The sequence below is a fragment of the Streptomyces sp. NPDC050732 genome (assembly GCF_040654255.1).
In the GTDB taxonomy this organism is placed as follows: Bacteria; Actinomycetota; Actinomycetes; order Streptomycetales; family Streptomycetaceae; genus Streptomyces.
Genome location: NZ_JBFAHP010000012.1, coordinates 100811 through 124306, shown reverse-complemented (window position 1 = coordinate 124306; position 23496 = coordinate 100811). Strand labels below are relative to the sequence as shown.

18 protein-coding genes, 3 tRNA genes and 1 pseudogene are annotated in these 23496 nt (G+C 72.3%); 15 read left to right on the top strand and 7 right to left on the bottom strand.

Translation table 11 applies throughout. From position 1 onward, the window contains the following. Nucleotides 1-105 precede the first annotated feature (105 nt). Both AB0H82_RS13640 and AB0H82_RS13635 read right to left on the bottom strand, forming a co-directional pair. A complete protein-coding gene (locus tag AB0H82_RS13640; protein ID WP_362992101.1) occupies nt 106-723 on the bottom strand; it encodes an ATP-binding protein in 618 nt (205 codons plus the stop codon). A 53-nt stretch (nt 724-776) separates the two neighbouring features. Next, the gene (locus tag AB0H82_RS13635; RefSeq protein WP_362992099.1) at nt 777-1616 is read right to left on the bottom strand and encodes a glycerophosphodiester phosphodiesterase; all 840 of its coding nucleotides are present in this window, start codon (nt 1614-1616) and stop codon (nt 777-779) included. A gap of 219 nt (nt 1617-1835) precedes the next feature. Between AB0H82_RS13635 and AB0H82_RS13630 the strand changes: the two genes are divergently transcribed. Further along, nucleotides 1836-3287: a trypsin-like peptidase domain-containing protein gene (locus tag AB0H82_RS13630; RefSeq protein WP_362992097.1), complete on the top strand. Its 1452-nt coding sequence runs from the start codon at nt 1836-1838 to the stop codon at nt 3285-3287. A gap of 54 nt (nt 3288-3341) precedes the next feature. After that, nucleotides 3342-3426, top strand: a tRNA-Ser gene (locus AB0H82_RS13625). Between the two features lie 95 nt (nt 3427-3521). Here the strand turns inward: AB0H82_RS13625 and AB0H82_RS13620 are convergent. Both AB0H82_RS13620 and AB0H82_RS13615 read right to left on the bottom strand, forming a co-directional pair. Beyond that, the gene (locus tag AB0H82_RS13620; RefSeq protein ID WP_362992095.1) at nt 3522-4775 is read right to left on the bottom strand and encodes a hypothetical protein; all 1254 of its coding nucleotides are present in this window, start codon (nt 4773-4775) and stop codon (nt 3522-3524) included. A gap of 285 nt (nt 4776-5060) precedes the next feature. Next, the gene (locus AB0H82_RS13615) at nt 5061-5993 is read right to left on the bottom strand and encodes a bifunctional DNA primase/polymerase (protein WP_362992093.1); all 933 of its coding nucleotides are present in this window, start codon (nt 5991-5993) and stop codon (nt 5061-5063) included. Between the two features lie 408 nt (nt 5994-6401). Here AB0H82_RS13615 and AB0H82_RS13610 point away from each other — a divergent pair, with 408 nt between their 5' ends. From AB0H82_RS13610 to AB0H82_RS13580, 7 genes are all read left to right on the top strand, one after another. Further along, nucleotides 6402-6713, top strand: coding sequence for a hypothetical protein (locus AB0H82_RS13610; RefSeq protein WP_362992091.1), 312 nt, complete (start codon nt 6402-6404; stop codon nt 6711-6713). 315 nt (nt 6714-7028) lie between these two features. Continuing rightward, nucleotides 7029-7955, top strand: coding sequence for a bifunctional MaoC family dehydratase N-terminal/OB-fold nucleic acid binding domain-containing protein (locus AB0H82_RS13605; RefSeq protein WP_362992089.1), 927 nt, complete (start codon nt 7029-7031; stop codon nt 7953-7955). Nucleotides 7956-8060: 105 nt separating this feature from the next. Beyond that, a complete protein-coding gene (locus AB0H82_RS13600) occupies nt 8061-8468 on the top strand; it encodes a MaoC family dehydratase (RefSeq protein WP_362992222.1) in 408 nt (135 codons plus the stop codon). After that, nucleotides 8465-9631: a lipid-transfer protein gene (locus AB0H82_RS13595; protein ID WP_362992087.1), complete on the top strand. Its 1167-nt coding sequence runs from the start codon at nt 8465-8467 to the stop codon at nt 9629-9631. Before AB0H82_RS13600 ends, AB0H82_RS13595 begins: the two co-directional genes overlap by 4 nt. Before the next feature lie 52 nt (nt 9632-9683). Then, the gene (locus AB0H82_RS13590; RefSeq protein ID WP_362992085.1) at nt 9684-10520 is read left to right on the top strand and encodes a glycoside hydrolase domain-containing protein; all 837 of its coding nucleotides are present in this window, start codon (nt 9684-9686) and stop codon (nt 10518-10520) included. Between the two features lie 183 nt (nt 10521-10703). Further along, complete coding sequence (locus AB0H82_RS13585; protein WP_362992084.1) at nt 10704-11285, top strand: SigE family RNA polymerase sigma factor; 582 nt, start codon at nt 10704-10706, stop codon at nt 11283-11285. Between the two features lie 141 nt (nt 11286-11426). Beyond that, a complete protein-coding gene (locus AB0H82_RS13580) occupies nt 11427-13076 on the top strand; it encodes a long-chain fatty acid--CoA ligase (RefSeq protein WP_362992082.1) in 1650 nt (549 codons plus the stop codon). Here AB0H82_RS13580 and AB0H82_RS13575 read toward each other — a convergent pair. The 3 genes and pseudogenes from AB0H82_RS13575 to AB0H82_RS13565 all read right to left on the bottom strand — a co-directional run. Further along, a pseudogene (locus AB0H82_RS13575) lies at nt 13063-13828 on the bottom strand (hypothetical protein); the annotation flags it as partial. The gene AB0H82_RS13580 and the pseudogene AB0H82_RS13575 sit on opposite strands and share 14 nt — an antisense overlap. 48 nt (nt 13829-13876) lie before the next feature. After that, nucleotides 13877-18301 carry a PAS domain-containing protein gene (locus AB0H82_RS13570; protein ID WP_362992080.1) on the bottom strand — a complete coding sequence of 1475 codons (4425 nt, stop codon included), beginning with the start codon at nt 18299-18301 and terminating at the stop codon, nt 13877-13879. Nucleotides 18302-18479: 178 nt separating this feature from the next. After that, the gene (locus AB0H82_RS13565; RefSeq protein WP_362992078.1) at nt 18480-18911 is read right to left on the bottom strand and encodes an SSI family serine proteinase inhibitor; all 432 of its coding nucleotides are present in this window, start codon (nt 18909-18911) and stop codon (nt 18480-18482) included. Between the two features lie 231 nt (nt 18912-19142). On the opposite strand from AB0H82_RS13565, the gene AB0H82_RS13560 reads away from it, so the two are divergent. From AB0H82_RS13560 to AB0H82_RS13535, 6 genes are all read left to right on the top strand, one after another. Then, nucleotides 19143-19233 (top strand) — tRNA-Ser (locus AB0H82_RS13560). Between the two features lie 204 nt (nt 19234-19437). Continuing rightward, a tRNA-Arg gene (locus AB0H82_RS13555) sits at nt 19438-19510 on the top strand. 93 nt (nt 19511-19603) lie between these two features. After that, nucleotides 19604-20485: a DUF2797 domain-containing protein gene (locus AB0H82_RS13550; protein ID WP_362992076.1), complete on the top strand. Its 882-nt coding sequence runs from the start codon at nt 19604-19606 to the stop codon at nt 20483-20485. Nucleotides 20486-20710: 225 nt separating this feature from the next. Then, nucleotides 20711-21058, top strand: coding sequence for an antibiotic biosynthesis monooxygenase (locus AB0H82_RS13545; protein WP_362992074.1), 348 nt, complete (start codon nt 20711-20713; stop codon nt 21056-21058). Between the two features lie 118 nt (nt 21059-21176). Next, nucleotides 21177-21926, top strand: a complete 750-nt coding sequence (locus tag AB0H82_RS13540) for a response regulator transcription factor (protein WP_362992072.1) — start codon at nt 21177-21179, stop codon at nt 21924-21926. Continuing rightward, nucleotides 21923-23494: a HAMP domain-containing sensor histidine kinase gene (locus AB0H82_RS13535; RefSeq protein WP_362992070.1), complete on the top strand. Its 1572-nt coding sequence runs from the start codon at nt 21923-21925 to the stop codon at nt 23492-23494. Before AB0H82_RS13540 ends, AB0H82_RS13535 begins: the two co-directional genes overlap by 4 nt. Nucleotides 23495-23496 lie beyond the last annotated feature (2 nt).

Sequence of the window (23496 nt, the reverse complement as noted above, 5' to 3'; positions counted from 1 at the left end):
GCGGCTCTCTTGCGTACGGGCGCGAGCCTAGCCGTTCGCGGATCGAGTCCGGCCCGCCGAAGCGCGTCGGGGGTTCGGTCCGGCTCGCCGAAGCCCGTAGCGCATTCAGTCCAGCTCGTCGAAGGGGTCCACGAAGGCGAGCTCGGATATCGCGGCCGCCGACGGGGCGGCGACGCGCGTAGCGAAATCCTCGCGGTGGTGCGCGGCTTGGACGACGGCCCAGACGGTGACCTCGCCGTGCACGTCGTCACGGACCCCCCAGGCGTCGGCGAGCGCCGTGATGATGTTGAGCCCGCGGCCGCCGTGCGCCGTGACCGACGGGGTGGCCGGGGCCGGACGGGTCGGACCGCCGCCGTCCGTCACCTCGACCGTCAGCCGGCCCGCCTTGTCGACGTGCCAGGCCGCCCGCACATCCCCGTCGCCGACCATCCCGCGGCCCAGCGGCCTGCCGTGCCGGCAGGCATTGCTGAGCAACTCCGACAGGATCAGTACGGCATCGTCGACGACCGACTCCGAGACCCCGCTCATGCGCAGCTGATCGCGCATACGGTGTCTTGCTTCCCCCACGCCCGCAGGGCCATGGGGTACGGCCATGCTCGACGACGTGGGCACCTCCCGTGCCACCACCAACGCCACCCCCGAGACCTCCTTCGCCCCACGCCACGGTGTGGATGCCCCATTGGACTGGACCGGAAACCGGCCAATCCCCGCCCGGTGACGCACTCGTGACGATCGAATACGTACCGAACGCGCCGGTGCACTCCCTGTAACCGGAGTTACCGGAGTCCCAGCCGGTCCAGTTGGGACAGAACTTGTTTGGGGCGGTTGGTGATGATCGCGTCGACGCCCAGTTCGGCACAGAGTTCGACATCCCCCGGCTCGTTCACGGTCCACACGTGCACCTCGTGCCCCGCGCGTTTCAGCTTCGCCACGTACGACGGGTGGTTGCGCACGATCCGCATGGCGGGACCGGCGATGCGCACACCCTGCGGAAGGCGGCCGTCGCGGTGGCGCGGCGAGACGAACTGCATCAGGTAGACGGTCGGCAGCGTCGGCGAAGCGGCCCGTACGCGGTGCAGCGAACGCGCCGAGAAGCTCATGACCCGTACCGGCGAAGGACCCTCGGCGGGCGGCGCGTCCAGGCCGAAGCGCTTGAGCAGGAGCAGCAGGCGCTCCTCCACCTGGCCCGCCCAGCGCGTGGGGTGCTTGGTCTCGATGGCCAGCCGCACCCGTCGTCCGGAGGCATTACTTTCGGCCACCAGCTCCAGGAGCCGCTCCAGGGTCAGCACGGAGGTGTCCTCGCCCGCGGAACCGCCCTCCCAGTCCGGGTCCTCGTCGGCCTCGCCGTGCTGCCTCTTCCAGGAGCCGAAGTCCAGGGCGGCGAGGTCGGCGAGTTCGAGGGCGGAGACGGCGCCGCGCCCGTTCGACGTGCGGTTCACGCGGCGGTCGTGGACGCACACGAGATGGCCGTCGGCGGTCAGCCGTACATCGCATTCGAGGGCGTCGGCACCGTCCTCGACCGCCTTCTTGTAGGCGGCCAGCGTGTGCTCGGGGGCATCCTCGGAGGCGCCGCGGTGGGCAATGACCTGAATCTGGTGCTGTCGTGCGAGGGTCACCGCGTCATGGTGCCATCACGGGGTACCCGTCGGCTCGGCGGACGACACCTCGCCGGACGACACCTCCGCCGGACGACACCCCGCCGGGACGCCGAACACACAGGATCGGCTTATGGTGCCCTGACAGCCCATGGGAAAAGCTGACAACTGCACAGTCGGCACACCCCTGGCCGTGACCGAGAACGTACGTGACGACAGCATGGACCGAGGAGAAGAGCTGTGAGCACCGAGAACGAGGGCAACGAGGTACCCCAGGCCCCGTCCACGCCCCCCGCGCCGGTGGACGCTCCCGCTGTTCCCGCCGACTCCAGTGCAGCCGGGTCCGCCTCCAGGTCCGCCGCCGGGTCCGGCACGCCGGCCGGGCAGCCGGGGCACGAGGGGGCGTATTCAGCTCCCGCGCACGCCCCGCAAGGCGCCCCCCAGAGCGCTTCCGGTGCCGCGGACTGGCCGCCTCCGCAGCCGCCCGCCATGCCGTCGTACGCCACGGGTGGTGGCTCCGGGTCCGGCTGGGGCGCCTCGTACCACCCGCAGGAGCCCAAGCCCGGCGGCCGGCGCGGCGGCCTGGTCGCCGCGGTGCTCGCGGCTGCCCTGATCGCGGGCGGCATCGGCGGCGGCGTCGGCTACTGGGCCGCCGAGCGGAACGACAGCGACACCAGCTCGACCACGGTGTCCGCCCCCGACACCCCCGCCGACCTCAAGCGCGAGCCCGGTTCGGTCGCCGACATCGCGAACAAGGCACTGCCGAGCGTCGTCACCATCGAGGCGCAGAGCGGCGGCGGCGAGGGCGGCACGGGCACCGGCTTCGTCTACGACACGCAGGGCCACATCCTCACCAACAATCACGTGGTGGCGTCGGCGGCCGAGGGCGGCAAGCTCCAGGTGACGTTCTCGAACGGCAAGAAGTACGCCGCCGAGGTCGTCGGCCGCGCCGAGGGCTACGACGTGGCGGTCATCAAGCTCAAGAGCGCCCCTGACGGTCTGCGGCCGCTCAAGCTCGGCAACTCCGACCGCGTGGCCGTCGGCGACTCGACCATCGCGATCGGCGCCCCCTTCGGCCTGTCGAACACCGTCACCACCGGCATCATCAGCGCCAAGAACCGCCCGGTGACCTCCAGCGACGGCGGCCAGAGCGGCAAGAGCTCGTACATGAGCGCCCTGCAGACCGACGCCTCCATCAACCCGGGCAACTCCGGCGGCCCGCTGCTCGACTCGCGCGGCGCGGTCATCGGCATCAACTCCGCGATCAAGCCGGCCGAGAGCGGCGGCCTCGGCGGCTCGGGCCAGTCCGGCTCCATCGGCCTGGGCTTTGCGATCCCGGTCAACCAGGCGAAGCAGGTCGCCCAGCAGCTGATCAAGACCGGCCAGCCCGTCTACCCCGTCATCGGCGCATCGGTCTCCCTCCAGCAGGAGGGCACGAACGGCGCGACGATCTCCCAGGAGGCCACGGGCGGCGCGGAACCGATCACCCCGAACGGCCCGGCGGACAAGGCGGGCCTCAAGCCCGGCGACGTCATCACGAAGCTGGACGACACGGTGATCGACAGCGGCCCGACCCTGATCGGCCAGATCTGGACCCACAAGCCGGGCGACACGGTCAAGCTCACATACGAGCGCGACGGCAAGGAGCACACGGTCGACGTGACCCTGGGCCAGCGCAAGGGAGACAGCTGACCCGCTAGTCTTGTCCCCGCGCGGTCCTGATCCCGTTTCCGGCGGACGGCGCGGGGTGGGTTGCCCGAGCGGCCTAAGGGAACGGTCTTGAAAACCGTCGTGGTTCACGCCACCGTGGGTTCAAATCCCACACCCACCGCAGCAGGTCAGCGTATGCGCTGGTGAGAGGGGTGCCCTTATCCGAAGGGCACCCCTTTTCGTGCTCGGTGCCTCGCGGTCAAGGCTCTCATCGAGCTACGTGCGGAACGGCAGCCTGTCGGTGGGCGGTTGAGGACCGCGGACGAACCACCGCTGGCCCGGATCTGCCGTCGTGCAGGTGGCGGAGCGTAGCCGGGGGCGTGGTCGCAGCAGGTCGTCCTGGGTGAGGCAGACCCCGCCGGTGCGCAACTGTCCCCGCCGCGTGATCATCCACCGGGGCGATCCGCCGGTGCAGGGGACGAGCACGACCGCCCCGCCGCGGACGCGCGCACAGCGACGGCCGACCCCGCTCCCGCTTCCGGTCCACAGCTCCCCGTCCGCGATGCGCCAGAGCTGATGGACCGTGCCGACGCAGGGCTCGGTGCGGACTTCGCCGCGGTCACCGGTCAGGCAGAGCTCGGATGCGGTGAAGCGGGCGGCCGTGGAGCCGATCCAGGAGACGACGGTGCCGGGCCGGGGTGCGGGCGCTCGGCGCGCGTAACGGCGTTCGAGCCATCGCGTGTACTGCCCCGCCGCTCTTCTGGTGGGTACGCAGTACTGCCTGGGGCAGTCGCTCACCCGCCTCTCGTCATGGATGTAGTAATGCTCGAAAACGGCGGTCTTCCGGGCCGACTGAACGGCGCCGAGATTGGGCGGGCGCGACGAGCCGCTTCCGTATCCCTCGTATGCCGTCAGGCGAGGCGTTTGCCGCGCCGGGCGCGCCCGCAGGGTCGCCAGGCGGAGGTACCGGCCGGTGACCGCGTGATCGCTGTGGTCGGCCCACTCCTTGCCGGACGACTTCAGTGCGGTGTTGGCGAAGTCCAGCGTGCGTACGTCGCAGGGCCGGAAACGCTCGATGAGGGCAGCCAGGGTGCTGATCAGAGCCGGTTCCGTGTACTGCGCGGACCCGTCCACCGCGCCGAGCGAGCGGATTCTGGACTGGAAAAGAGCCAGCAGGCTCTGACGCCGCGCGGCCTCTCTGCTCCAGCCGCCGTCGGGCAGCCGCAGGAAGACCAGTCGGATGTCCGGCCGCAGCGGTCCGTTGTCCAGGTGGACACTGTGCAGCGTCCGCCCGCCGGCCCGCACGGGTGAGGCTTTCCAGGGGCTGGGCGCACCGGGCCGCATCGGCCGGCCCGCGAGAGCGCTGTACGCCTGCTGTACGCCCATCTCGCGGCGTAGGACATACCCTTCCGCCCACTCCAGGTGGGCGTCACCCGCTGTCACGTACACGACGCGGAGGCAATTCCCCCGGTCGAAATCCTCGGCGATCGCGGGGTTGATGAACAGCAGGTCGTCGTCCTGATGCGCCACCCCGACCAGCGTCGTGTCACGGCACTTCGCACCACCGGGCCACTGGGGCGGCGCGGGCACGGTGAACGCCAGGGTGGCGAGGCAGACGACGACCAGCAGAACGAGCCTACGTGCGTGAATGGTGCGTAACTCCGCTTCTTGCGCGAAGCCGGGGCCCGAGAGAAGACTGCCCGGCGATGAGCTGAACGAGTGAGACTTCAGCTCGTCACACAACCGTCGCCAACGTCTGCCTGAATGCTGGGGGTAAGGGGCGTTCTCCATTGAGGGCGCCCCTTACCCATGCCCCTATGCATGCCCTCCGTAGGAGGGCGGTTCATGTGCGGGGCCGGTGAGGCGGGCCGCCGAGGCGATGGTCGAGAGGGCCTCGCGTTCGGTGAGGCCGACGTGGAGGGCGGCGTCGGCGAGTTGGGGGGCCAGGGTCTCGCCGATGCCGTTCTCGTAGGCGCGGCAGGCGGCCCAGAAGAGGCGGGTGTTGCGCTGGCCCTCGTGCGCCGCGAGGACGAACTGCACCAGCCCCTGGCCGCGTTGGGGGTCCGCGTCGGGGTGTCCGGCCGGTGAGCTGTCGGCCGGGCGGTGTGCGGGTGCGTGCTGGTGGGTGCGGGGCGGGGGCGTGAGCAGGCGCAGCAGAGCCGGGGGGCAGTGCGCGGGGGGCAGGTGGGCGGTGCCGGGCGCGGTGCTGTAGAGGCCGTGCTCGGTGCGGGAGCCCGGGCCGACGAGGTAGCCGCCGGCGCCCCGGACGTCGATGCCGGGGGCGAGCCGCCCCGCCGAATTGGGGACCACGGTGTCGGGTGGTCCGGCCAGCCAGATGTGGCGGCCGCCGCTGGGCGTGATCACGACGACGGTGTCGGGGATCGTGAAGAGGTGGCGCAGCGCCAGTTCGCGCAGGGCCGCCGAGGCGTCCGTACCGGACTTGGTGTCCAGGTCGATGCCGATCAGGTGGTGGGGCGGCAACCCGCAGGCGATCCCGTAGCCGGTGGCCCAGGGGGCGGCGGCGAAGAGTTCGCGGATGCGCCGGGGGTCGGTCGTCGCGTCGTGCACGCCGTGTCCGAGGCGTCCGCATCCGCCGTGGCAGAGGGTGGGCCGGGGATCTTCGTGGTGGGGGGAGCGCAGGGCGGGGAGCTTGGTGCGGGACAGCGGGATCACCGCGAGGCCGCGTTCGGCGGCCGACAGGGCGTGGGCGAGCGCGAGGGTGGTGGCATGGCGGTCGGTGGTGGCCATGCCCTCATTTTCGTACGCCTGTTCGAAGAAGGGAAGGGGAAGCGGGCCGGGATTGGGCCGGACGGGGTGTTCGTAGAGGGGGCGCCGCCCCCCTGCGCGGCCTCCGCGGAGAAGGCTGCCGGAACGCTTCACCTCGTGCGATGTCTGGTCCGGGCCCCGATTCGGCAGGGGCTCCGCGGGCCTCCGAGCAGACCGGTGGGGCGCGAGGAGTGTTTATCGATATGTCCTCACGCTTGCGGGGGAATCAGCTCTTCCGGGGTGGTTCGCCGGGGATTCGGTGGGCAACTCTGGACCCGCGACGTCGTGCAGCACACTCCGGGGTGGTCGGCCAACCGCCTTGGACCAAGCCGTACTTCCGGGTACGCCAGGCCTCGGCCGGCGCGTACCTCCTGCACTGGAGGAACAGACATGGCAAGTATCCGTAGCGCCCGCATCATCGCCGCCGCCGCAGCCGTGCCGCTGGCTGCCGCGCTCTTCTCGGGCGTCGCTGCGGCCGACAACGGAGCCTTCGCGAACAACGGATCCAACGCGGGTGTGGCGACCGTGAACGGCAGTGGCGTGGGTGATGACAACGGTGGCAACTCGACCACGACGCAGCAGCAGGCCATCGGCAACGGGGCCTCCAACCAGAACAACACCGCCCAGGTGAACGGCTCCGGTTTCACGGCGCTCGATCAGTCGAACGACAACATCGCGGTCAACTTCGCCCAGCTCTGGTGAGCCGACGCCCCCTGGAGCCGCTCGGGACGGCTCCCGGGGTGCGAGCTGTGGGGTGTGACGCTCTTGTGCGGCGGCGCTTCGGTGCCGCCGCACAGGCGTGTCCGGAGGGGGCTTCTCCGTGGAGCTTGGCGGTGGGTGGCCCCTTGACAGCGGCCGTTAGCTGACGGACAGTCAGAAACCCTTGTCGGTACGGGCGTTTGGTGGGCGAAACGGGGCTCGTGCGAGCCGGTTCGCCGGGCGGTCTCGGGGACGAGGGCGAGCTGGAGCGGATGAACAGGGCCGCGCAGATCAAGACGTTCGGGGGCGGGGGCAGCGGTGAAGGACATCGCGTACGAGGAGTTGAAGGCGTTCGAGGGCAGGCCTGCGGCGGAGGCGGGCCTCGGCAAGGACCCGGTCAACGAACCCATGATCAGGCACTGGTGCGAGGCGATGGGGGACACGCACCCCGCGTACAGGGGCGCGGACCCGGTGGCGCCCCCGACGATGCTGCAGGTCTGGACGATGGGAGGGCTTTCCGGCCACGAGGGCCGCTCGGAGGCGTACGACGCGTTGTTCGCCCTCCTCGACGGCGCCGGGTACACCTCGGTGGTCGCCACCGACTGCGAGCAGGAGTATCTGCGGGCGCTACGGCCCGGCGACGAGATCACCTTCGACGCGGTGATCGAGTCGGTGTCGGAGCGCAAGACGACCAAGCTGGGCACGGGGCACTTCGTCACGACACGCATGGACGTCCGCGCGGGCGGCCGGCTCGCGGGCACACACCGCTTCCGCATCCTCAAGTACGCCCCGGCGAAGCGGAAACCGAAGGGCAAGCGCCCCCGCCCGGTCGTGAACCGGGACAACGCCGGCTTCTGGGAGGGCGTCGCCGAGCACCGCCTGCTGATCCAGCGCTGCGGCGGCTGCGCCACGCTCCGCTTCCCCTGGCTCCCCGGCTGCAACGCCTGCGGTTCGCCGGAGTGGGACACGGTCGAGGCGAGCGGCGACGGCACGGTCTATTCGTACGTCGTCATGCACCACCCGCCCTTCCCCGCCTTCGATCCCCCCTACGCCGTGGCGCTCGTCGAGCTGGCGGAGGGCGTGCGCATCGTGAGCAACGTGACCGGGGTGCCGTACGACCAGGTGCGGATCGGGATGCCGGTGCGGCTCGCGTTCCAGCGGGTGGACGCGGAGCTGGAGCTGCCGGTGTTCCGGGCCGTCGAGGGCGTGGCGGCCTCCGGGGGCGCGCCGGAAGGCGGTGGCTGACGTGGACTTCACGACCATCCCGTGCACCGGCACTTCCTGTGGGGCGCCGTCATGAAGAAGGAGGCCGGTGTGACGAAGGAGGCCGGTGTGAAGAAGGAGTCCGGTGTGACGAAGGGTGAGGAGCTGCCGCCGCTGGAGATCCCGATCACCCGGACGCTCATCGTCGCCGGGGCCATCGCGTCCCGCGACTACCAGGACGTGCACCACGACGCGGAGCTCGCGCGGGCGAAGGGCTCCCCCGACGTCTTCATGAACATCCTTACGACCAACGGCCTCGTCGGGCGGTACATCACCGACCACTTCGGCCCCACCGCCGTGCTGCGCAAGGTGGCGATACGCCTGGGGGCGCCCAACTACCCGGGAGACACCATGGTGCTGACCGGGACCGTCGAGGACGTCCAGGCCGCGCCCGACGGCGACACGGCCGTCGTCGCAGTCGTCGGGACCAATGGCATCGGCAAGCACGTGACCGGCACGGTCACGGTCACCGTCCCCGCGGGAGGCACCGCATGAGTGTCCGCACGCGCGACAGCCTCGGCGGAAAGGCCGCCGTCGTCGGCATCGGGGCGACGGAGTTCTCCAAGGACTCGGGGCGCAGCGAGCTCAAGCTGGCCGTGGAGGCGGTGGGCGCCGCGCTCGACGACGCCGGGCTCACCCCGGCCGACGTCGACGGCATGGTCACCTTCACCATGGACACCAGCCCGGAGATCACGGTCGCCCAGGCGGCCGGAATCGGGGAGCTGTCCTTCTTCTCCCGCGTCCACTACGGCGGCGGGGCGGCCTGCGCCACCGTCCAGCAGGCGGCCCTCGCGGTGGCCTCCGGAGTGGCGGAGGTCGTCGTCTGCTACCGCGCGTTCAACGAACGGTCGGGGCGGAGATTCGGCTCCGGGGTGCAGCATCGCGAGCCGTCCGCCGAGGGCGCGGCGCTCGGCTGGGCCCTGCCGTTCGGACTGCTGACCCCCGCGTCCTGGGTGGCGATGGCGGCCCAGCGCTATCTCCACGCGTACGGTCTGACGCCGGAGGCCTTCGGTCATGTGGCCGTCATGGACCGGAAGTACGCGGCCACCAACCCCGCGGCGTATTTCCACGGGAAGCCGATCACGCTCGCGGACCATGCCGCGTCCCGCTGGATCGTCGAGCCCCTGCGGCTCCTGGACTGCTGCCAGGAGACGGACGGCGGCCAGGCGATCGTCGTCACGAGCGTGGAGCGGGCCCGGGACCTCCCGCGTCCACCCGCCGTGATCGCGGCGGCGGCCCAGGGCGCGGGCCGGGCGCAGGAGCAGATGACCAGCTTCTACCGCGACGACCTGACAGGGCTGCCCGAGATGGGCGTGGTGGCGAAGCAGCTGTGGCGCACCTCGGGGCTGGCGCCGGGGGACATCGACGTCGGGGTGCTCTACGACCACTTCACACCGTTCGTGCTGATGCAGCTGGAGGAGTTCGGCTTCTGCCCGCCCGGCGAGGCCGCGGGCTTCGTCGCCGAGGAGCGGCTGCCCCTGAACACGCACGGCGGACAGCTGGGGGAGGCGTATCTCCACGGCATGAACGGCATAGCGGAGGCCGTCCGGCAGGTGCGCGGCACCTCCGTGAATCAGATACAGGGTGCCGCGCGCACTCTGGTCACGGCGGGCACGGGCGTTCCCACATCGGGGTTGATTCTGCGGTCGGACGGCTGAACGCGGCGCGTGTCCCGGCCGCGGATCGGGCCCGGCCCCTTTCACTCGGCGTATGCGTCTTCGAACGATGATCATTGGATTCGTCCTCGTCCTGACGGCCCTGGCCGTGGACCTGACCGCCTCGCCACCGGGCGCCGCCTCCGACCGGCCCGCCCGTGGGGCGTCCGTGAAGGTGTCGACCTTCCGCGGCTGGGCCTTCGACACCTGCCACACCCCGTCCACGGACACGATGCGGCGCTGGCGCCAGTCCAAGTACGGCGCCGTCGGCGTGTACTACGGAGGCCGCGGCCGGGCCTGCAAGCGGCAGCCGCAGCTCAACCACGCCTGGATGCGCGCGGTGCAGCGGATGGGCTGGCGGGTGCTCCCGCTGTACGTCGGGTCGCAGTCGCCGTGTGTCGTCGCGAGGAACAAGAAGAACGTACGCATCGGACGGCACCCCTGGAGCCAGGGGCAGCAGGAGGGGCGTGACGCGGTACGCGCGGCGAAGGCCGTCGGCATCCGGCAGGACAGCCCGCTCTACCTGGACATGGAGGCGTACGCCTACCGCAACAAGAGCTGCGCGGACACCACGCTCTCCTTCGTCCGCTCCTGGAACCGCGAAGTGCGCAGACAGGGCTACGTCCCCGGCTTCTACAGCAGTGCCGACTCCGGCGTGCGGCACATGGAGGTGGCACGGCGGGCTGGCGTGGGCGACCTGCCGTCGGTGATGTGGTTCGCGCGCTGGCGGACCAAGCCGCACCTGTACCGGGAGCCCTCGCTGAGCAGCAACGCGTGGCGCCCGGCGCGGCGCATCCACCAGTACGCGGGGAACGTGAAGGAGCGGCACGGCGGGCGCACGCTGGTGATCGACCGCAACCTCGTGCACGCCCCGGTGGCGCGCATCGGCTAGCCGGCCGGCCGCCCGGGCGAGCAGCTCGCCCGGGCGGCTCTCAGGGGCGAACCCTCAGAGACGTGCTCCGCCTCCTCCACCTGTAGGAGGTGTAGACAACACCCCTCGTACAACCTGAGGCGGACACGGCTTCGGGACCTCCGGCCGATCCGCTGAAGTAGGGGGCGCTTCTAGCGTGGAGCCATGACCGCATCCATGGTGTCCGTGTGCACCAGCGCTTCCACGGCCGCGACGCGGGGCACGGGTCCGACGCGGGCCACCGGGCCCTGCACGTACCCGTCGTTCGCGTCCTACGTACGGGCCCGCCAGCCCGTACTGCTGCGCACCGCCCGCTCGCTGACCGCGAACCCGAGCGATGCCGAGGACCTGCTGCAGACCGCGCTGACCAAGACGTATGTGGCGTGGGACCGGATCGAGGACCACCGCGCGCTCGACGGCTATGTGCGCCGGGCCCTGCTGAACACGCGCACCTCGCAGTGGCGCAAGCGGAAGGTCGACGAGTTCGCGTGCGACGAGCTGCCGGAGCCGGACGTGACCCCGGGCGGGGACCCGGCCGAACAGCAGGTGCTCCGCGACGCGATGTGGCGCGCGATCATGAAGCTGCCGGCGCGGCAGCGGGCGATGGTCGTCCTCAGGTACTACGAGGACCTGAGCGAGGTGCAGACCGCCGAGGTGCTCGGGGTGTCCGTCGGCACGGTCAAGAGCGCGGTGTCCCGCGCGCTCGGCAAGCTCCGCGAGGACCCGGAACTCACGCCGGTCCGCTGAGCGGAGGCAGTGGGAGCGGATGATCGATCATCCTCTGGAGTAGTGACATACCAAGTGGTATGCGCGCAGAATCAGCGCCAACCCTTACTGCCGCGCGCAGCCCGTACTGCCGCGCAGGCGCTGTCGCCCCAGGAGGACGCCGTGCTGAGCACGATGCAGGACGTACCGCTGACTGTCACCCGCATCCTCCGGCACGGGATGACCGTGCACGGGACATCCCAGGTCACGACCTGGACCGGCGAGGGCGAACCGCAGCGCCGCAGCTACCGCGAGATAGGCGAGCGCTCGGCCCAGCTCGCCCACGCCCTGCGCGAGGACCTCGGCGTCACGGACGACGAGCGCGTCGCCACCTTCATGTGGAACAACGCGGAGCACGTCGAGGCCTACTTCGCGGTGCCCTGCATGGGCGCCATCCTGCACACCCTCAACCTGCGGCTGCCCGCCGACCAGCTGGTGTGGATCGTCAACCACGCCGCCGACCGCGTCATCATCGTCAACGGCTCCCTCCTCGGCCTGCTCGCGCCGCTCCTCCCGCAGTTGGCGAGCGTCGAGCACCTGGTGGTGTCGGGCCCGGGTGACCGCTCCCTTCTCGATGGTTCGCACGCGCGGGTGCACGAGTACGAGGAACTGATCGCGGGGAAGCCCACCGCCTACGACTGGCCCGAGCTCGACGAGCGTGCCGCCGCCGCCATGTGCTACACCTCCGGCACGACCGGCGACCCCAAGGGTGTCGTCTACTCCCACCGCTCCATCTACCTGCACTCGATGCAGGTCAACATGGCGCAGTCGATGGGCCTCACGGACGCGGACACGTCGCTGGTCGTCGTCCCGCAGTTCCACGTCAACGCGTGGGGACTGCCGCACGCCACCCTCATGACCGGCGTCAACATGCTGATGCCGGACCGCTTCCTGCAACCCGCCCCGCTCGCCGAGATGATCGAGTCGGAGCGGCCCACGCACGCGGCCGCCGTCCCCACCATCTGGCAGGGCCTCCTCGCCGAGCTCACCGCGAAGCCGCGTGACGTCAGCTCGCTGGGCCAGGTCACCATCGGCGGCTCGGCCTGTCCGCCCGCCCTGATGGAGGCCTTCGACCAGTTCGGCATGCGCGTCTGTCACGCCTGGGGCATGACCGAGACGTCCCCGCTCGGCACGATCGCCCGCCCGCCGGCCCACGCCATCGGCACCGACGAGGAGTTCGGCTACCGGCTCACGCAGGGCCGCTTCCCCGCCGGCGTCGAGGGCCGGCTGGTCGGCCCCGGCGGTGAACACCTTCCGTGGGACGGCGAGTCCGCCGGTGAGCTGGAGGTGCGCGGACCCTGGATCGCGGGCGCCTACTACGGCGGCGCGGGCGGCGAGATGCTGCGGCCCGACGACAAGTTCAGCGAGGACGGCTGGCTGAAGACCGGCGATGTCGGCGTGATCACCGCGGACGGCTTCCTCACCCTCACCGACCGCGCCAAGGACGTCATCAAGTCGGGCGGCGAATGGATCTCGTCGGTCGAGCTGGAGAACGCCCTCATGTCCCACCCGGAAGTCGCCGAGGCCGCCGTCGTGGCCGTCCCGGACGACAAGTGGGGTGAACGCCCGCTCGCCACCGTCGTGCTGAAGGAGCACGCGACCGCCGACTACGCCGCCCTCCGCGACTTCCTCGCGGAGCACGTCGCCAAGTGGCAGCTGCCGGAGCGCTGGGCGGTCATCCCCGCGGTCCCGAAGACGAGCGTCGGCAAGTTCGACAAGAAGGTGCTGCGCAGGCAGTACGCGGACGGTGAGCTGGACGTCACGCGGCTTTGACGGGTCGCCGGCCGCCCGGTATCGCGGTCGTCGCCCAGCCGAGTGCGAGCCAGAGGGCGGCGACCGCGCACACGCCCGTCCACCCCCAGTGGGTGAACGCGGTGCCCGCGAGGTGGTCGTCAGCGCGAGTGTCTGGTTGGCGGCCAGCGCCATGTGGAGGACGACCGCCGCCGCGCACAGGGCCCAGAGCGCCCCGCCGCCCAGCCAGAACAGCGGCACCGACGCAGCGGCCGTGCCGTACGCGGACGAGACCACCTTGGCCGCGCCGAAGCGGTCGACCAGGCCGCCCGCGAGCGGTGCCACGACGGCGGCGGCGAGACCGAACAGGCCGAAGAGACCCGCGGTGGCGGTCGGCATGCCATAGCCGTGCCCTTCGCCGCCGCTGCCGGTGAGCAGCAGGGCCAGCGAGGTCCACAGGGCACTCCACGCGCCGTACATCCCGCCCTTGCGTACGCAGGCGCGCCGCAGCTCGGCGGGCAGCACGGCGGCGGAGGCCAGGCCGAGCAGTGCCGTGAGGACGGCGGCGCCCACGAAGACGTAACGCCGGCCGAAGGCCTGGCCGACGAGGCCACCGAGGACGCGGGCCGCGACGATGCCCGTGCAGAGGCCGGCCATCAGCGCCGCGACATGGCTGGCCCGCCGGCGCGCGGGCGCCCGCTCGGCGACCAGCGGCACGACCGTCGCGGCGGAGGCCACCAGGACGACCCGGAGAGCGCCGCGACGAGTTTGCGGCGGTCGACCCGGTCGCCGAGAAGGCGGCGGTGCGGCGGATCACGGCCTGAGGTACGTCACCGTAGACCTCAGTTCGTGCCGATCTTCGCCAGCAGGTCCACGATCCGGCTCTGCACCTCGGTGCTCGTGGAGCGCTCCGCCAGGAACAGCACGGACTCGCCCGCCGCGAGCTTCGGCAGCTCCGTCTCGTCGACTGCGGCGGTGTAGACGACCAGCGGAGTGCGGTTCAACTGGCCGTTCGCGCGCAGCCAGTCGACGATCCCGGCCCTGCGGCGACGTACCTGCAGCAGGTCCATCACCACGAGGTTCGGCCGCATCTGCGCCGCGAGCGTCACCGCGTCCGCGTCGCTCTCGGCCCGCGCGACCTGCATGCCGCGCCGCTCCAGAGTGGCCGTCAGGGCGAGCGCGATCTCCTCGTGCTCCTCGATGAGCAGGACGCGTGACGGGTGCTGCTCGCTGTCGCGCGGAGCGAGGGCCTTCAGGAGTACGGCGGGGTCGGCGCCGTACGCCGCCTCGCGCGTCGCCTGGCCGAGACCCGCCGTCACGAGCACGGGCACCTCGGCGGCGACGGCGGCCTGACGCAGCGACTGCAGCGCCGTGCGCGTGATCGGGCCGGTCAGCGGATCCACGAAGAGAGCCGCGGGGAACGCCGCGATCTGCGCGTCGACCTCCTCGCGCGAGTGCACGATCACCGGGCGGTAGCCGCGGTCGCTGAGCGCCTGCTGGGTGGTGGCGTCGGGCGCGGGCCACACCAGGAGACGGCGCGGGTTGTCCAGCGGCTCCGGAGGCAGCTCGTCGTCCATCGGCTGCGGCTGGGGCCGGTTCGCGACCTCGACGGCACCGCCGGGTCCGTCCAGCGGCTCCGGCCCTTCGTCGGCGTTCTCGTCCGGGGCGCCGATCGCGTATGAACGACCGGCCCCCTCGGTGGTGGACCCGATACGGGACTGCGGATGCGCCGGAGCCGACGGCTGCGGGTGGGACGGGGTGTGGGGCTGCGGCTGCGGCTGGGGCAGGGGGTGCGGGCGCGCCGAGGCCTCGGGGCGCCCGTCGGCCGCCGGCTCGGGTGGCGTGGCCAGCCTGCGCCTGCGCCCGGAGCCGCCGAGCGTGTGCGACTGCGCGGCGGCAGCCTGGGGCTGAGCAGGGGCCTGACCCGGTACGTGGGCAGGTGTCTGACCCGGTGCGTGAGCCGGTGTCTGTCCCGGTGTCAGGGGCTGCTGCGGGTCGGCGGGCGAGGCCTCCGGGCCCGGGCCCGGGCCCTGGGGTGCGGGCATGGGACCGGCGCCGGCCGCTGTTGCCGGTGGCGTCGACTGTCCGGGTCCGGTGTGGGGCGCCTGAGGCGGCAGCGGGGGCTGCGGGGGCTGGGGCGACTCGGGGACGCGGGCGTTGCGTGGCGGCTGCTGGCCCTGGCCGGGTACGGCGGGGCCGCCGCCCTGAGGTCCACCCTGAGGTGTACCTTGCGGCCCACCCTGGGGCCCACCTTGCGGACCGCGCTGCTGCTCCACGATCTGCTGGCCGAACGGCACGCCCTGCCCGAGGGTACGCACGCTGATCGCACGCCCCTGCGTCGAGTTGGGGTCACCGGGCGCGGCGGGCGCGGCCTCAGCGGGCAGCGGCTGGGCCGCCCGGGCCTGTGCGCCGCGCTCGGGCGGGAGCGCGGCACCGTGGGCCGGCGTCGGGACGCCCTGCGCCGGAGTGGTGCCGTCCGGCCACGGCTGCGGCGCGGGGAGCGGACCCGGATCGGCCGCGGCGGGACGACCGCCCGGCTGCGGAGCCCTCGGAGCCTGGCCACCCTGAGAGGGCACGCCCTGGGCGGGCGTTCCCTGGGCGGGCGTTCCCTGAGCAGGTGCCCCCGGAGCCGCAGGGCTGCTCCCAGGAGCCGCCTGGCGCGCGCGGCGCCCCGTCGGGGCCTGCGTCGGGTGAGGCTGCGGCGGGGTGTGGTCGTCGCCGCCGCGTACGGCCGCGGCATGGTGCCCGGTGTCGGTGTCCCCCTGGACATCCCCCTGGACAGCCGCGTGATCCTGGCCTCCGGTGTCCGGGCCCGGCGCGCGGTCGGCCGTGGCGGGCGGCAGCGCGAAGACGCGGCCGTTGTTCGCCTCCTCGGCGGCGGCACGCTCCCTGGCGGCGGCCAGCGCACGCCGCGCCCGCCGTCCCGTGGGCCGCGCGGCGTCACCGGGTCCGGCCTCCACCGCGGCCAGCTCGGTACCAGGGACGGTCCCGGAAGTCTCAGCGGGCCCCGAGGCCAGCGCGGGCAGCGCGTGCTGCTCGCCGGCGCGCCGGGCGCGGCGGCCCGTCGGCCCGTCGGGAACGGGCACGCCCTGCGGCGGCACCGTCTCGCCCAGCGCGGCGGACCCGGCCGCGTGTTCGGCCGCCGTCATCACGGCACCTTCGGTGCCCTCAGCGGCACTCGGCCGACCACGTCGCCGTCCGGTACCGCCACTGGCCGTCTCCGTGGCCTGCGTCCCCACGCCGGGGCCGCTCACCGGTTCCGTGGCCACCGCTCCGCCGAGCGTCTCCGGAGAAGATGCCTCCGCCGCACGCCGGCCCCTGCGCCGCCCCGTACCGCCGCTCGGCGCGGCACTCTGCGCACCAGCGGCTCCGGAGCCGTCCGTATCGGCTTCCGTGCTCGAAGTCGCACTCTCCAGGAAGGAGTCCACCGAGGGGCGCCGAGCCCGCCGGCGCCCGCCACCGGAAGCGGCCGACGCCTGTCCGGGCACCACCACCGCACTGCCCGGAGCGGCACCCCCGGAAGCCACCGAACCCGAAGAGGCCACAGAGCCCGAAGGCACCTTCTCCGTAGAGGCCGCCCCGGCCGGCGTCTCCCCGGCCGGCACCTCCCCGATCGGCACCTCAAGGACGTACGCACTGCCGCCCATGCCCGGCACCTCGTGCGTCTGCAGGACGCCTCCGTGGGCCCGCACGATGCCTCGCACGATCGGCTCGTGCACCGGGTCTCCCCCGCTGTACGGGCCCCGCACCTCGATGCGGACGACCTCGCCGCGCTGTGCCGCGGCGACGACGACGGTCGAGTCGACGTAACCGCCCGCATAGCCACCCGCGCGCGAGTTGCCGGTCGCGTCGATCCCCACCACGTCAGCGACGAGGTGGGCGACCGCCGTGGCGAGCCGTTCCGCGTCGGCCACCAGCTCGATCGGCGGTGCGTGCACCGCGAACTGGGCGCGCCCGGGCCCGATCAGCTCGACCGCGCCCTCCACGCCGGCGGCGACGACCGCGTCGAGCATGACCGTCGTACGGGAGAGTTGTTCGGCGCCCGCGTCGAGCCGCTGGAAGCCGAGGACGTTGTCGACGAGGGTGGTCATCCGGGCGTAACCGGCCGACAGGTGGTGCAGAACCTGGTTGGCCTCGGGCCACAGCTGGCCCGCGTCGTCCGAGGCGAGCGCGTTCAGCTCGCGGCGCAGCTCGTCCAGGGGGCCGCGCAGGGACGAGCCGAGCACGGCGAGCAGCTGTTCGTGGCGCGCGGACAGCGCGTCGTACCGCGCCTTCTCGCGTTCGGCCAGCTCTTCGAAGCGGTCCTTCTCGCGCTCGGCGAGCGCCGCGTACCGCTCCTGTTCGGCGGCGAGCTCCTCGGCCCGCTGCTCCTCCGCGGCCTTGATCTCGGCGGCGCGCTCGTCGGCGGCGGCGCGGAGCTCCTCCGCGTGCCGGGCGAGGGCGGCCTCGTACTTCTCGTTGAGCTCGTCGTAGGGCCTGCGGTCGGTGAACGTCATCACCGCGCCGACCAGTTGGTCCCCGTCGCGCACCGGCGACGTCGTGAGGTCGACCGGCACCTTGGCGCCGCTCTTGGACCACAGGACCTGCCCGCGCACCCGGTGCTTGCGGCCGGAGCGCAGGGTGTCGGCGAGCGGGGACTCCTCGTACGGGAACGGCTCGCCGTCGGCGCGCGAGTGCAGGACCAGCGCGTGCAGTTCCTGCCCGCCGAGGTCGCTGGCCCGGAAGCCCAGTATCTGGGCGGCGGCCGGGTTGACGAGGACGACCCGGCCGTCGGTGTCCGTGCCGACGACGCCCTCGGCCGCGGCGCGCAGGATCATCTCGGTCTGCCGCTGCGAACGCGCCAGCTCGGCCTCGGTGTCCACGGTGCCCGACAGGTCCCGCACGACGAGCATCAGCAGCTCGTCGCCGGTGTACCCGTACTGGTCGTAGGCGTCCCTGCCGTCCTCAAGCGGAGAACTCGTGACTTCGACGGGGAACTCGCTGCCGTCCGTGCGCCGGGCGGTCATCCGCGTCGGCTTGGTGCGCCCGCGCTCGTCGATGGTGTCCGGGCGCCGCATGGACCCGGGGATGAGCCGGGAGTCGAACTCCGGCAGCAGGTCGAGCAGGCCGCGCCCCACGAGGGCGGTGCCGGGGGTCTCGAACGCCTCCAGCGCGATGGCGTTGGCGTTCACCACCGTGCCGTTGGCGTTGACGAGGACGAGCGCGTCAGGGAGCGCGTCGAGTATGGCTGCGAGGCGAGCAGCGCCTCGGGATGGCCTGCTGCTCACGACGACGCTTCCTCCCTGGTTACCGCTGCTTGCCGACTCGCTCAGGCCATTTTGCCCCTCGGCCCGTGGCGTGTCACGGGAGGGAGTCTACGGGGAGTGGTTGTGCGCGCGACGCCGGATGAGAGGGAGGTCGCACGCAGAAGATGTGAGTTTTCGGTACTGGGGCGGTACTGCCTGGTCACGCGGAGGCCGCGGGCAGCACCGGCACGAGAGTGTTCCACCGGCCGATCTCGCAGCCGTTGCTGCGGTCGTACGTCGCGTTGACGGGCCGTCCGTGCCAAGTGCCCGTGATGCGTGCGGTGGCGGGCCCGCCGTACTGCATCGTGCACATCGTGCCGGGCGGTACCGGGGCGAAGAGGTCTTTTCCGTAGACGCTGATCTCGTCGAGCCTCGCGCACGCCTCCTTTGCCTGCGGATGCGTGCCGCCGGCCGGGTGGCAGTTCAGCCGGTACGTCCCGTCGCCCTCGCCTCCCATGCCGGTGACCGTCACGGTGAGCCGGTCGATCGGCGTCGTGGGGAGCGTCGAGGCGTGGGCCGCGGCGGGCAGGGCAGGCAGGGCGGACAGTGCGGCGGCGGAGGCGGCGGCGGTGAGGGCGAGACGACGCAGCATGGCGGGCTCCTCTGAACAGGACGGTCGGAGTCCGGCGCGGGACGGCCGGAGTCCGACGGGACGGGTGGCTCTACCGCTCTAACGCCGTACGCCGCGCTACGTTGCGGTGCGGTGAAACGCTTTGCCCCGCGGGCCGCGCGACTAGTACCGTGGAGTCCGCGATTGGTGACAGACCGCTCGGCTGTGTCATCATCTGCACGCACCCCCCGCGCTCGCGCAGGTGTGCAAGCTGGAGGCGTCGCCTAGTCCGGTCTATGGCGCCGCACTGCTAATGCGGTTTGGGCCTTAAAGCCCATCGAGGGTTCAAATCCCTCCGCCTCCGCAGCATGATCCGAAGCCCCGGTCCCTCTGGACCGGGGCTTCGTCGCGTAGTGACTGCACTGCCGCGCTGAGGGATGTTTCCGCAGCTCACAAGGGGTCCGGCCAACGGATTTCACATGGCGGCGGCAGTCATGTAATGTTCTTCCTGTCGCCGCGAGCGGGCCGAAGGGCCGGGGAGCGGAGACGGAAACAAAAGAAAAAACAAGCACTCGTAGCTTAACGGATAGAGCATCTGACTACGGATCAGAAGGTTGCAGGTTCGAATCCTGCCGAGTGCACACAGTCGAAAGGCCCCCGGAGATGATCCGGGGGCCTTTCGCGTTGCTGGGGAACGAAGAGGGTCGAAGGGGATCGGAGAGGGAGTCGCGGGGATGGAGTGGCGGTGCGCGGGGCTCGGGTGGCCGGACGGGAAGCCCGAGCTGCGGTGGGCGGGCGGCCGGCGCAGCGCTCTCGCGTACGGGACGGACATCGGGTTCCGGGCCGTGGGCGAGCGGCGGTGCGTGGGGGCGCGGGGGAATCCGTGTCCGCTGCGGGCCGTCGTGCCGGGTAGGGCCACGCAGGCGCGGTGCGCGGAGTGTGCGCGGCTCGACCGGGCGTTCTCGGTGGCGGCGGACGGCGTGCCCGACGATCCGCGTACGTACCGGGTCTATCTCGCGTGGTTCGGTGCCGGTCTGGTGAAGGTCGGGATCACCGCGGAGGAGCGGGGTGCCGTGCGGCTCCTGGAGCAGGGCGCGGTGGCGTTCTGCTGGCTGGGGCGGGGGCCGCTGATGGCGGCACGGCGTACGGAGGAGCTGTTGCGGGCGGCGCTCGGGGTGCCTGACCGGGTGCCGTACGCCCGTAAACGCGGGGTGCGGGCTGCGCTCCCCGGCCGGCCGGAGCGCGCGGGGGAACTGGGCGAGCTGTACCGGCGGGCCGTGGCGCTCGACGGGTGGGCCGAGGCGTTGGAACAGGTGGCCTTCGAGGCCGTCGACCACTCGGAGGCGTTCGGGCTCGGTGCGCGCGGTGGGCCCGCGCCGGGGGGCGGGGTCGTGCGGGAGCTGGTCGACGGTGGGGCGGTCGCGGGGCGGCTCGTCGCCGCGGCAGGGCCCGACCTGCATCTGGAGACCGCGGACGGCGGCGCGCTGGTGGTGGACACGCGGGTGCTCGTGGGGTGGGAGCTGGTGGCGGCCGGCGCGGGGGCGGGCGTCACGGTGCCGGTGCGGGCGGTGGAGGGCGCGGGTGGCGGGGGCGTCGAGCAGGACGGGCTTTTCTGAGCTGTCACAGGCCCCCGATTGCCGGCCGGCCGGCGGAGCACTCGGGGCACTCGGGGCACCCCTCCGGCCGGCCGGAGGGGGAACTCTCATCGTCCCGTTGTACGGCCCGTGTGCTGACCATGGTCGACCGGCTCGCTGACCGAAGGGTCAAGTCCGGTCGACCGTTGGGCAAGGGCGGGCCGAAAAGGGTGGACGCGGGTGTGGTGCGGGCCCGAGTGTGGCGGCATGAGTGATCACGCCACAGGCCCTGTCGGGCCCTTCGAACCGCCCTACTACTCCGTCGTCTTCTCCTCCGTGCGCACCGAGGGGGACAACGGCTACGGCGAGACCGCCGACCGCATGGACGAACTCGTCGCGGACGTACCCGGCTTCCTCGGCACCGAGTCGGCCCGCACACCCGGCGGCCTGGGCATCACTGTTTCGTACTTCCGCGACGAGGACTCCATCAAGGCCTGGCGGAGCAACCTGGAGCACCGCGCGGCGCAGCGCCGCGGGCGCGAGGACTGGTACGAGTCGTACGTCCTCCACGTCGCCAAGGTCGAGAGGAGCCACGGCTTCGTGCGGGAGCCATAGTGAGGCCGGTGCCGGTGCCGGGCGGGACTTCTGGGGTGCCTGAGGGCCCCGCCGTTTCTCAGGGAATTCACAGGTTCGCGCAAGAGTGCTCTCAGGGGCGCGTCGCAGGGTGTGGGGCATGACCACGACCACGCCTCAGGCGCGTACCGAACTGCTCAGGCCGGACGGGAGCCCCGTCCGCGTGCTCGTCGTGGACGACGAGGTGTCGCTCACCGAGCTGTTGTCCATGGCCCTGCGATACGAGGGCTGGCAGATCCGCAGCGCGGTCGACGGCGCGGGCGCGGTGCGGGCCGCGCGCGCGTTCCGCCCCGACGCCGTGGTGCTCGACATGATGCTGCCCGACATGGACGGGCTCTCCCTGCTCGGCAGGCTGCGCCGCGAGATGCCGAGCGTGCCCGTGCTGTTCCTCACCGCGAAGGACGCGGTGGAGGACCGCATCGCCGGGCTCACGGCCGGCGGCGACGACTACGTGACCAAGCCGTTCAGCCTGGAGGAGGTCGTGGCGCGGCTGCGCGGCCTCATCCGGCGGGCCGGTGCCGCCGACCGGCGCAGCGAGTCGACGCTGGTCGTGGGCGACCTGACCCTCGACGAGGACAGCCACGAGGTGACGCGGGGCGGCGACAGCATCCATCTCACCGCCACCGAGTTCGAACTGCTGCGCTACCTCATGCGCAATCCGCGGCGCGTGCTCAGCAAGGCGCAGATCCTCGACCGCGTGTGGAACTACGACTTCGGGGGCCAGGCCAACGTCGTCGAGCTCTACATCTCGTATCTGCGCAGGAAGATCGACGCGGGCCGGGAGCCGATGATCCACACGCGGCGCGGGGCGGGCTACCTGATCAAGGCCGCGGTGCCCGTCTCCGCATGAGACGTCCGGCTCGTGAACGGCGGCAGCGGCCGCGCACCCTCCGGACGCGGCTCGTCCTCTCCGCCGTCGCGCTGATCGCGGTGGTGTGCGCGGTCATCGGTGTCGTCACCGCCATCGCCCTCAAGTCGCATCTTTACGAGCAGTTGGACGGTTCGATCGGCGGGGTCGCGCAGCGGGCGGCGGGGCCCGCCGTCGCGCCGGGTGGTGGCGACAAGCTGCCGTTGGGGCCGGGTGCAGGACCGGGCACGAACGGCGATCCGCTGGACTTCGTCACCCGGGGCCCGCAGGAGATCGGGGCGCTCGGCGCCGAGGTGCACGCAGACTCCGTAGGACGTGCCCTTGTCAGCACTGAGGATGACGGCGGCGGCACGGTGCCGGACGCGACGCGGCTGGACGCCGAGCAGGTCGCGGCGCTCGCCGGCGTACCGAGGGACGGGCAGCCGCACAACGTGGACGTCCCCCGGCTCGGCGAGTACCGCGTGACGTACGCGACCGGCCACAAGGGCGACTTCCTCGTCGGGCTGCCGACCGCCGAGGTGCGGAACACCCTCAACACGCTGATCGTCGTCGAGGTCTGCGTCACCGCGGCCGGGCTGGCCGCCGCGTCGCTGGCCGGTGCCGCCATGGTCGGCGTCGCGCTGCGCCCGCTGCGCCGCATCGCGAGCACCGCCACCCGCGTCGCCGAACTGCCCCTGCACAGCGGCGAGGTGGCCCTGCACGAGCGTGCGCCCGACGCCGACCCGCGCACGGAGGTCGGGCAGGTGGGCGCCGCGCTCAACCGCATGCTCGACCACGTCCACTCGGCGCTCGACGCGCGCCAGCGCAGCGAGACGCGGGTACGTCAGTTCGTCGCGGACGCCAGCCACGAGCTGCGGACGCCGCTCGCCTCGATCCGCGGGTACGCCGAGCTGACGCGCCGCGGCCGGGAGGCCACCGGGCCCGACACGCGGCACGCGCTCGGCCGGATCGAGTCCGAGGCCGAGCGGATGACCGGGCTCGTCGAGGACCTGCTGCTGCTCGCGCGACTCGACGCGGAGCAGCCGCTCTCGTACCGGAGCAGTGATCTCGCACCGCTCGTGGTCGATGCCGTCAGCGACGCGCGGGCCGCGGGGCCCGATCACCACTGGCGCCTCGAACTTCCCGCCGAGCCCGCCCCGGTGCGCGCCGACACCGCGCGCCTGCACCAGGTCGTCGTCAACCTCCTCTCCAACGCCCGCACGCACACCCCGCCCGGCACGACGGTCACCGCCCGCGTGCGGCGGGCCGGGCCCCAAGTGCGCCTGGAGGTCCAGGACGACGGGCCCGGCATTCCGTCAACCCTCCTGCCCTCGGTCTTCGAGCGGTTCGCCCGCGGCGACGCCTCCCGCTCCCGGCACGCGGGCTCCACGGGCCTCGGCCTGGCCCTCGTCCGGGCCATCGTGACCGCCCACGGGGGCACGGTGACGGTCGAGAGCGAGCCGGGGCGCACGCTGTTCGCCGTCACGCTCCCGGAGGTGTCCGAGGCCGAGGAAGCCGTGCCTGAGCAAGAGGGCTCACAGGCGGGCCACAGCCTCACCACACACCCCTGACA

What these genes read in the sequence shown, in the direction of transcription:
- AB0H82_RS13615 (WP_362992093.1), bottom strand. Translation starts at nt 5,993, where the DNA reads ATGGCCACCACCGACCGCCATGCCACCACCCTCGCGCTCGCCCACGCC.
- AB0H82_RS13610 (WP_362992091.1), top strand. Translation starts at nt 6,402, where the DNA reads ATGGCAAGTATCCGTAGCGCCCGCATCATCGCCGCCGCCGCAGCCGTG.
- AB0H82_RS13595 (WP_362992087.1), top strand. Translation starts at nt 8,465, where the DNA reads ATGAGTGTCCGCACGCGCGACAGCCTCGGCGGAAAGGCCGCCGTCGTC.
- AB0H82_RS13590 (WP_362992085.1), top strand. Translation starts at nt 9,684, where the DNA reads ATGCGTCTTCGAACGATGATCATTGGATTCGTCCTCGTCCTGACGGCC.
- AB0H82_RS13585 (WP_362992084.1), top strand. Translation starts at nt 10,704, where the DNA reads ATGACCGCATCCATGGTGTCCGTGTGCACCAGCGCTTCCACGGCCGCG.
- AB0H82_RS13565 (WP_362992078.1), bottom strand. Translation starts at nt 18,911, where the DNA reads ATGCTGCGTCGTCTCGCCCTCACCGCCGCCGCCTCCGCCGCCGCACTG.
- AB0H82_RS13550 (WP_362992076.1), top strand. Translation starts at nt 19,604, where the DNA reads ATGGAGTGGCGGTGCGCGGGGCTCGGGTGGCCGGACGGGAAGCCCGAG.
- AB0H82_RS13545 (WP_362992074.1), top strand. Translation starts at nt 20,711, where the DNA reads ATGAGTGATCACGCCACAGGCCCTGTCGGGCCCTTCGAACCGCCCTAC.
- AB0H82_RS13540 (WP_362992072.1), top strand. Translation starts at nt 21,177, where the DNA reads ATGACCACGACCACGCCTCAGGCGCGTACCGAACTGCTCAGGCCGGAC.
- AB0H82_RS13535 (WP_362992070.1), top strand. Translation starts at nt 21,923, where the DNA reads ATGAGACGTCCGGCTCGTGAACGGCGGCAGCGGCCGCGCACCCTCCGG.